General features: G+C 68.3%; 2 protein-coding genes and 1 pseudogene. 2 read left to right on the forward strand and 1 reads right to left on the reverse strand.

Annotation, left to right across the window (positions count from 1 at the left end; genetic code table 11):
• A pseudogene (locus ACZ303_RS31685) lies at positions 1-97 on the reverse strand (RHS repeat-associated core domain-containing protein); the annotation flags it as partial.
• A gap of 360 nt (positions 98-457) precedes the next feature.
• Between ACZ303_RS31685 and ACZ303_RS31690 the strand changes: the two are divergent.
• A complete protein-coding gene (locus tag ACZ303_RS31690; protein WP_467343927.1) occupies positions 458-4699 on the forward strand; it encodes a LamG-like jellyroll fold domain-containing protein in 4242 nt (1413 codons plus the stop codon).
• Between the two features lie 100 nt (positions 4700-4799).
• Positions 4800-10359 (forward strand): RHS repeat domain-containing protein (locus ACZ303_RS31695; protein WP_467343928.1); only part of this gene is annotated, 5560 nt, incomplete at its 3' end.

The following is a 10359-nucleotide window of genomic DNA, read 5'->3' on the forward strand; positions in this document are numbered from 1 at the left end:
GATCCAGAACCGGGTCGACACTGATGAACCGGCCGGTACCCGGGTCGTATTCGCGAGCGCCGAGATGGGTGAGACCGGTCGACGCGTCGTTCGTGCCGCGCCCGCCGCACCGAACGCGCAGCGCTACAGCGACGCGCGGTCAGGCCGACCACACGTGAGGGCGGAGGCTCCAAGCCAAGGCAGCGCATATCGCCACGACCCGAACGAAGTACAGGGTGTGATGCATGACACAACAGCCAAGACCAGCTTTTGAGGAGACTTCAGCTGATCTTTCTCCTTTGTCCGGCGTAGACCATGCACACCACGCGGCCATATCGTCACACCTCGCAACTATGCGTCAGGCTCTGGGGAGGGCTGGGGGGCGATGCTTCGTCATGCGCGTATTCGGGTGGTGGGCGGTGTCACCGCTTGGGGGTTGGGGCTGGTCCTGATGGCAGGGGCCCTGCCCGGGGAGGCGATGGCGAGGGCTACGGGCTCCGTCACGCCGAGCAGGGCCACTGCCATCGGATCGGAGCCGGCCGCCGACGCGACCGCTCCTTCGGAGGCCGAGGCGCTGGCTCTGGCCAAGCGTTCGGGCCGGGATGTGGAGGTGTCGTCCCGAAGGGGTGAGCGCTCGGACGTTGCGGCCAGGCCCGACGGAACACTGGAGGCCCGCGAGTACCTGCGCCCGGTCCGGGCGCGCGTGGACGGTGCGTGGAAGCCCGTCGACGTCACCTTGGCTAAGACCGCCGACGGTGGCGTCTCGCCGCGTGCGGCAACCGTCGGAGTGACATTCTCCAGTGGCGGCGGGGAAGCCCTGGTGCGGCTGGACAAGGGCGGACGCAAGCTGGCCATGAACTGGCCGTCCCCACTACCGGCCCCCCGCTTGGAGGGAGACACCGCCACCTACCCCGATGTCCTTCCGGACGTCGACCTGCGGCTGGCCGCTCAGGCGGACGGCTTCACCCAGCTCCTGGTGGTGAAGTCCGCGAAAGCGGCGGCGAACCCCGAGTTGGCCCGGCTCCGTATGCGCCTCAATGGCGAGGGCCTCACCGTACGGGAGAGCGCGCAGGGCGGACTGACGGCCGTCGACGAGGGCGCCGGAGGCACCGTCTTCGAGGCACCTGCGCCGATGATGTGGGATTCCAGTCCGGGTACGGCCCCGACCGGCAGGACGAGTGGGGTCCGGCCCAAGGCGGCCCCGTCCTCCGGGACCATCGTCAGGAGCGGCCGGGAGGAGTCCGGTCCGGGAGAGTCGGGCAAGCAGGCCCGGGTCGGTGTGGACGTGGCAGACGGCGGACGCGAACTGGTGCTGACACCAGACAAGGGAGTCCTCAACGGACCCGGCACGGTGTACCCGGTCTACATCGACCCGCAGTGGTACACACCGCAGTCGTCCGCCTGGACCATGGCGACGAGCCACTTCGCGAACGAACCGCAGTGGAAGTTCAACGGCAAGAGCGACGCCGGCATGGGCTACTGCGACTGGGCGCACTGCCAACCGGAGGACACCAAGCGTCTGTTCTACGAGATCGGCACCTCGAAGTTCGCGGGCAAGACCATCCTGTCGGCGGAGTTCGTCGTCCGGGAGACCTGGTCGGCCTCGTGCGAGAAGAAGGGGGTGCAGCTCTGGCGGACCAAGGGCATCGACTCCTCCACCACGTGGAACTCCCAGAAGTCCTCCGGCTTCTGGATCAAGAAGCTGGGAGAGGACTCCTTCGCCCACGGCTTCGAGGGATGCGCCTCCGCCGACGCCGAATTCGGGGTTCTGGACGCGGTGCAGGAGGCGGCCGCCAAGGGCTGGTCCTCGATGACGTTCGGTCTGCGGGCTTCGGACGAGTCCGACACCTACGCCTGGAAGCGCTTCTCCGACCGGGCCTACCTGCGGGTGCGGTACAACCAGACCCCGCCGCAGATCACCATGGCGCAGCTGGCGATGGAGTACGGCGGCCAGTGCAGGGCCCCCGAGAAGGCGGTGCACGTGCGCAGCCTGGGGAAGGTCTACGCCAACAACGTCACCGACCCCGACGGCGACGATGTCGCGGTCGAGTTCCAGGCCGAGTGGGACGCGGGCGACGGCAAGGGGAACACCGCGCGCTGGAAGCCGGGACTGACCTCGTTCAAGAAGTCGGGTTCGGACTTCGCGGTCACCCTGCCTGCCGACATCAGGGTGGGCACCCCCGTGAACTGGTACGTGCGGTCCTACGACCGGCACGGCTACTCCCCCTGGTCGTACGCGGGTTCACCCAGTGGCTGTTACTTCGTTCGTGATCCCAAGGTCCTTCCTGCGCCGAAGGTGGCGTCCGGGGACTACCCGGAGTCGAAGCCCGGATCCTCGGCGGATGGCGACGACCCTTGGTACGACGGACTGGGCCGGTACGGCTCCTTCACCGTCGGCCCGGCCGAGAAGGGCATCACCAAGTACATCTACGGCCTCAACGGCGACGCTTCGGAGAAGAACAGTCTGACCACGACGGACGGCGCGGCCAGGACCCTCAGGGCCTTGCCCGGTGAGGCGGGGCTGAACTTCCTCACCGTGCAGAGCGCGGACGCCGCGGGCAACATGAGCGAGCCGTACACCTACCGCTACAAGGTACGGGCCGGTCAGCCCGAGCGCGCCGTGTGGTCGATGGACGACGGTCCCGAGGCCAAGGAGGCTCGGGGTTCCGCTCCGGCCCGTACCGCACGGTTGCACGGGGGAGCGGCCACCGGCGCCGAGGGCGTGATGGGCACGGCGCTGACCCTCGACGGCAAGGACGCGTACGCGGACACCGACATCCCGGTGGTGGACACCTCGGGCGGCTTCACGGTGTCCGCCTGGGCGAGACTCTCGGCCATGCCTTCGGAGCCTGCGGCCATCGCCACGCAGGAAGGCAACCACTCGCCGGGTTTCTCGCTGTACTACTCCAAGGATTACGACCGGTGGGCGTTCAGTCAGTTCGCCTCGGACAGCGACGGCGCCCTGCCGGTGCGGGTGATGCAGAAGAAGCCCGGCGGAGTCCGGGCCGGGGAGTGGACGCACCTGGTGGGCGTCTACGACAGCGGTGCCGGTGAGCTGCGGCTCTTCGTCAACGGCCAGCAGGAAGCCGCCGTGACGTACAAGACGCCCTGGGACGCCCGACGCGGACTGCTCATAGGCGCCTCGTCGGTGAACGGCAAACCGAACGCTTTCTTCCCCGGCCAGATCGACGAAGTGGAGATCTTCAACAAGCCGGCCTCCACCAGCGAGGTGTCCCGGCTCTACGCCAAGGAGCACATCCGGGGACCTGGCCGGCCGGCCCGTGCGATCTTTCCACTGGACGAGGAACCGGGCGCGAAAGAGGTGAGCGGCCGCGCGGACGTCATGCCGGCGGTTTTCCACGGCGCTCCCCGGCCGGGCACGGACGGTATCGACGGCAAGGCGCTGGCCCTGGACGGCGTGCACGACTACGCGACGGTGGACGCGCCGCACTTCAACACCATGGGCGCCTTCGCGATCTCCGCATGGGCCCGGCTCCCGAAGGACAAGCCGACGCACACCGCCGTGGTCCTCACCCAGGCGGGCGTGAACGCGAGTGGAGCCGAGCTGTACTACTCGCCCACCTACGACCGGTGGGTACTCAACCAGCACTCCGGCGACGCCGCCGACGCCGCGCAGAACAAGGTCGTCCAGAATGCCGGAACACCTCCTCGAGGAGGTGAGTGGACGCATCTCACCGGAGTCCGCGACATCGTCGCGAGAACGCTGACCCTGTACGTCAACGGCGTGGAAGCCGGATCGGTCCCCCTGCCCGACCCGTGGTACGCCGACCGGCAGTTGCAGATCGGTGCGGGGTCCTATGCGGGGAAACCGGACAACTTCTTTCCGGGCGAGATCGACGACGTACGCCTGTACGACCGGCCGGTGTCGGTCGACGAGATCAAGCAGCTGTTCCAGCAGCGGCCACTGGTCAAGGGGCGCTGGAAGCTGGAAACGGCCTCGGGCAGCCCGGCCGTCTCACCGGACGCGCTCACGGGCAACGATGCCCCGCGTCATGACCTGACGCTGTCGGGCGGGGCCACGATCGGCACCGGTCACGTCGACCGGGGCGGTCTGCGGCTCGACGGCTCCGACGACGCGGCCTCCACCAGTGGGATGCCCGTCGATACCGGTGGCAGCTTCACCATGACCGCCTGGGCACAGCGGGTGGCGGACAAGCCGGGCCGCGCCATGACCGTGATGAGCGCGGAGGGCAAGTACCGCAATGCCTTCACCGTCCGCTACGTGCCGGGTACGAAGGGTCCGGACGACAACGGTCCCGAGGGGCACGGACGCTGGCAGGTCACCATGTCCGACAAGGACGCGGGCAAGGACGTCACCGTCACGACGGTGGAGAACAGCGGTTTCCAGGACGCGGGCACCTGGAATCATCTCGCCCTGGTCTACGACGGCTTCGCCCATGAGCTCCGGTTGTATGTGAACGGCGCGCTGGAGGAGCTCTCCTGCGGCCCGGAGGCCGGAGGGGCGACGGCGGCGGAAGCCGCCTGCACGGACCGCTCCTCCCGGACCGGCAACGCGATGTCGTTCGACGCGGGCAAGTCCCTTCAGCTCGGCCGGTCCGCGGCCGCGAGCACGGCCGCGGAGTACTGGTCGGGACAGCTCGACGACGTGTGGGCCTTCCAGGGGGCCCTCAGTGGGAATCAGATCGAGCGCATCGCCGCGGGCCTTCCCGAGTTCCCCACCCAGGTTCCGAGCTCCTGAACGGCCGGGAGCACGGGCCGGACGAAAGAGCTCCACAGCACGCGGCCGCGCGTACGACGCGACGTGCCTGCTCAGCCACTTCAGCGAGGGATGACGAGGAATGAAGCGCAAGGACCGGGCTCACAGACCGGGGTGGCGCAGGCGCTTGGCGCTGGGCGTACCTGCGGTCCTGGTGGCGTCGCTGCTGCAAGGCGTGGCGCTCCCCGCGGTGGCCGAGGGCCACGCCCTCCCCGGTGCGCCCGCGCCGGGGAAACCCGTGGCCGGCAAGGCGGTCAAGGCCAAACCCCGCAAGACCGATCCCGCCCCCAGGGTGCCGAAGTCGAAGCCCAAGGCCGCGTGGCCCAAGAGCGGGAAGACCGTCGTCGACCTGTCCAAGGTGTCCGATGGGGCCGGGAAGGCCGTGAAGGTCGGCGGCCTCCCTTTGAACTTCCTACCCGCGCCTGCGGCAAAGGGTGCCAAGGGGCTGGCGGCTGCGGCACCCGTGGGAAAGGCCGAGGTGCGGATCGCCGACCGGAAGGCGAGCGAACGGGCGGGCATCGACGGCCCGCTGATCGTCATCACGGGTAAGGCACCCAAGGCGGGCGTGAAGGCACAGGCGGTCGCGCCCACCGGTATGCGCCTCGACTACTCCGGTTTCGCCCAGGCATATGGCGGCGGCTACGCGTCCCGGCTACGCCTGATGGAACTCCCCGAGTGCGCCCTCACCACCCCGGACAAGGCCGGATGCCGGACCGCCAAGCCGGTCGCCACCGCGAACGACACCGAGAAGCACACCCTCACCGCCGACCGGGTGAACCTGCGCCCGGGCGCCAGGACGGTCCTCGCCGCCGCGGCGGCGGCATCCGGGGACAAAGGCGACTACAAGGCCACGCCCCTGTCCCCGTCGGCGACCTGGAACACGGACCTGAACAGCGGTTCCTTCAACTGGGCCTACAACATCCCGGTCCCGGAGGTGCCCGGCGGCCTCAAACCCAATGTCGGGCTGGGGTACGCGTCGTCCTCGGTCGACGGGCGGACCGGCAGCACCAATAACCAGTCCTCGTGGGCCGGTGACGGCTTCGAGCTGTGGCCCGGCTTCATCGAGCGCCGCTACAAACCGTGCTCCGAGGACGGAGAGAAGCACGGCGACGGCAACAAGCCCGGCGACCTGTGCTGGGCCTACGACAACGCCACGATCTCGTTCAACGGCAAGGCCGGTGAGCTCGTCCCGGCCGGCGGCGATCAGTGGAAGCTGAAGAACGACGACGGCACCAGGATCGCCCGCCTCTCCGGCAGTGAGCACGACAACGGCGACAACGACAACGAGTACTGGCGCCTGACCACCCCGGAGGGCACGCGGTACTACTTCGGCTACCACAAGCTCAACGGCTGGGCGAAGGGCAAGGACACCACCGACTCCACTTGGACCGTCCCCGTCTACGGCAACAATGCCGGCGAGCCCTGCCACAAGGACGGCTTCAAGGACTCCTGGTGCCAGCAGGCATGGCGCTGGAACCTCGACTACGCCGTCGACCGGCACGGCAACGCCGTCGGCTACTACTACGGCAAGGAGACCAACTCCTACGGCCGTGACCTGGAGTCGAAGGACAGCACGCCCTATGTGCGGGGTGGCTATCTCAAGCGCGCCGAATACGGCCTGAAGTCCGCCGACCTGTACGCCAAGCCCTTGGCCAAGGTCGAGTTCGGCAACGCCGAGCGGTGCCTGCCGCAGGACAAGGACAAGGTCACCTGCGCGGAAGACACCATCGAGGACAAGAAGCAGTACTGGTACGACACGCCCTGGGACATGAACTGCAAGGCGGGGACGGAGTGCGACAAGGGACGACTGTCGCCCTCGTTCTGGACCCGCAAGCGCCTGACGGACATCACCACCAACGTCCTGAAGGCCGACGGGACCTATGCTCCCGTCGACTCCTGGAAGTTCGGCCATCGATGGGGCATGGCCGACACCGATTACCAGCTCCTGCTGGACTCCATCCAGCACACCGGTCAGACCGCCACTCCCGCCATCACACTGCCGAAGACCACGCTCGTCTACACCCAGCGCCCCAATCGCCTCGACAAGACCGGGGACGGCAAGGCGCCCTTCATCAAGGAACGCCTGTCCACCATCACGGACGAGACGGGCGGGCAGACCGACGTCACCTACTCGCAGCCCGTATGCGACTGGGCGAAGCCGCCGACGCCCGAGACCAACACCACGCGCTGCTACCCCCAGTTCATCGGCGGGAGCAGCAGCGACGACCCGACCCGGCAGTGGTTCAACAAGTACGTCGTGGACGCGGTCACGGCCAGTGACCGCACGGGCGGCGCCCCCGACCAGGTGACCCGATACGAGTACCTCGACGACGCCGCCTGGCACTACGACGACGACAACGGGCTGACCAAGGAGAAGTTCAAGACCTGGTCGCAGTGGCGCGGCTACGGGCACGTACGGGTCCAGACCGGCGGCCATGACGTCGGCGCGATGAAGTCCCGGCAGGAGACGTACTTCCTGCGCGGCATGGACGGTGACAGGAAGGGCCCCGACGGCGGCACGAAGGACGTGAAGGTCACCCTCGGGACGGACGAGGGCGACCCGATCACCGATCATTCCTCCGGAGCGGGGTTCACCTACAAGTCCGAGAGCTACTCCGGACCCGGCGGGAAGCTGCTGGCCAAGACCGTCAGCCGGCCCTGGCACCACGAGACCGCCAAGAGCGAACGCTCCTGGGGGACGATCACCGCGAACTTCACCGGCACCGAGGCGGCGCGGACCTTCACGTCCCTGGACGACGGAGCCGGGAAGAAGTGGCGCCAGACGTCCGCGGCCACGAAGTACGACACCGTCGCGGGCCGGCCCACAGAGGCCGACGACTTCGGGGACACGTCGACCTCCGACGATGATCAGTGCACCCGGACCACGTACAGCGACAACCCCGACGACAACATCCTCACCCTGCGCTCGCGTGTGGTGACCACGGCGGCGTCCTGCGCCACGACCTCCGTCGACCGGACCAAGAACGTCATCTCCGACGTCCGCACGGCCTACGACGGCGGAGGCTACGGGGACCGGCCCACCAAGGGCGAGGCCACCGGCATGGCCACCCTCAAGAAGGACGACAACACCCGGGCGACCTACCTTGAGTCCGGCAAGACTTACGACGGCTATGCGCGGGAACTGACCAGCACCGACCTCACCGCCGAGATCGTCTTCGACGACTCGGGTCGGCAGGTCTCCACCACCAAGCGCACCGACGGCCGGACGACGAAGACCGACTACTCACCGAGCACGGGCTTCGCCACCACCGTCACCACCACGGTGCCACCCGCCAAGGCCGGCGACACGGCGTCCGCCTGGAGCAGCACGACCACGCTCGACCCGCTGCGCGGACAGACCCTCAAGAAGACGGACGCCAACAACCGGCGCACGGACTTCGTCTACGACGCCCTCGGCCGCTCCACCAAGGTCTGGCTCCCGAACAAGCCGAAGACCGCCTCCGGCGTCCCCAGCCTGGAATTCACCTACTCCATCACCGAGGGCAAGCCCGTCGCCGTCACCACCCGGACGCTGAACGACAGCTGGGGCCAGCTGGCCTCCTACACCCTCTACGACGGCTTCCAACGCCCACGTCAGAGCCAGCAGCCGGGCCCCGGCGGCGGGCGGCTGATCACCGACACCTTCTACGACGAGCGCGGCCTCGTCACCAAGTCCTTCGCCCCCTACTACGCCCAGGGCGCACCGGGCACGGGCTTGTTCAGCCCGGACAACGCCCTGAAGGTGGAGTCCCAGACCTGGAACACCTACGACGGGCTCGGGCGCGTCACGGAGACCAGGCAGATCGCCGGAAACAGCGAAGCGGGCAAGGTGCTGGCCAGTACCCGCACGCTCTACGGCGGCGACCGCACCACGGTGATCCCGCCCGTGGGATCCACCGCGACGACCTCGGTGATCGACGCGCGCGGCAGGACGACGGAGCTCCACCAACTGCACGAGCGAAGCCCGGGCGCGGACTCCGACGTCATCCGCTACGCGTACACGCCGCAAGGGAAGCTGTCCCGGTACACGGACCCGGCGGGCAACTCCTGGTCGTACACCTACGACCAGCTCGGACACCAGATCTCCGCGGACGACCCGGACAAGGGCACCACCACCAACGCCTACGACGACCGCGGTCAGCTCACCAGCGTCACCGACGCGCGCACGTCCAAGAACAAGCTCTACTACGCCTACGACAACATCGGCCGCAAGACGGAACTCCGCGAAGGGGCCGCCGACGGGACCAAGCTCGCCGAGTGGACCTACGACACGGTCGCGGGAGGCAAGGGCCAGCCGGCATCGGCCACGCGCTATGTGGACGGCAACGCCTATGTCAGCCGCGTGGACGAATACGACTCGCTCTACCGGGCCACGCGCACGACCGTCGACATCCCGGCCAATGAGGGTCCCCTTGCCGGCTCCTACCGTTTCGGTACGAACTACAACCCTTCGGGCAGTGTCCAGAGCACTTTCCTGCCCAAGGCCGGCTCACTGTCGGGCGACGGAATCGTCTACGGCTACGACAGCCTCCTGCGCCCCACGGAGGTCATCGGATCCGGCGGCCTCAAGGCGACCATCACCAGCTACGGCCTCACGGGCAAGCCTCTCCAGGCGAAGCTGACGGGGGGCGGCAAGTTCACGCAGATCACCAATGGTTACGAGTGGGGCACCCAGCGCCTGGCCACCACACGGGTCGACCGTGAGAACGCCCCCACCGTCGACAAGGCCGCTACGTACACCTACGACGAGACCGGAAACATCCGCGCCGTGTCCGACGCCTCGACGGGCGGCACGGACACCCAGTGCTTCACCTACGACTACCTGCGTCGCGTCACGGACGAGTGGACACAGTCCACGCCGACGTGCGCCGCGGCGCCGGCGGGGAACCTGACCGGCGGGCCAGCCCCGTACTGGAACTCTTACACCTACGACAAGACGGGCAACCGCCTCACCGAGACCCGACACGACGTCGGGGGCAACAGCGCCAAGGACGTCAAGCGCGCCTACACCTACCCGGCCGCCGGTAGCCCCCAGCCGCACGCCTTGGCCGCAGTGAACACCAGCGGCCCCACGGGAACGGCCAAGGACTCCTACGCCTACGATCCGCTCGGCAACACCACGGCCCGCGTTCTCGGCGGCGACACACAGACCCTGGACTGGGACGCCGAGGGCCACCTGGCCAAGTCGACCCAGTTGAAGGACGAGAAGCCCGCCGGGACGACGTCCTACCTCTACGACGCCAGGGGCCAACGGCTGATCGGCCGGACCGACACCGAGACGACCCTCTACCTCGGCCCTACGGAGATCACCCTCGCCAAGGGCTCCACCACTCCGAAAGCCACCCGCTACCTCGATCTCGGGGGCGTCCAGGCGGTCCAGAGTGACGACGGCAGCGCGTCCTTCGTCATCGCGGACCAGGTGGGCACGGGCCAGCTCGCCATCGACTCCAAGTCGACGACGGCCATGCGACGGCGCACCACGCCTTTCGGTGCCCCGCGCGGGGAGCAGCCGAAGTCCTGGCCCGGTACGAAGGGCTTCGTCGGCGGTACCAACGACGCGACGACGGGACTCACTCACCTCGGTGCTCGTGAATACGACCCGGGTACCGGCCGGTTCATCAGTGTCGACCCGGTTCTGGACT

This window comes from Streptomyces sp. NPDC023527 (genome assembly GCF_055560115.1).

Excerpts from the sequence above, each read along its gene's own strand:
- ACZ303_RS31690 (WP_467343927.1), top strand. The coding sequence starts at position 458 with ATGGCGAGGGCTACGGGCTCCGTCACGCCGAGCAGGGCCACTGCCATC.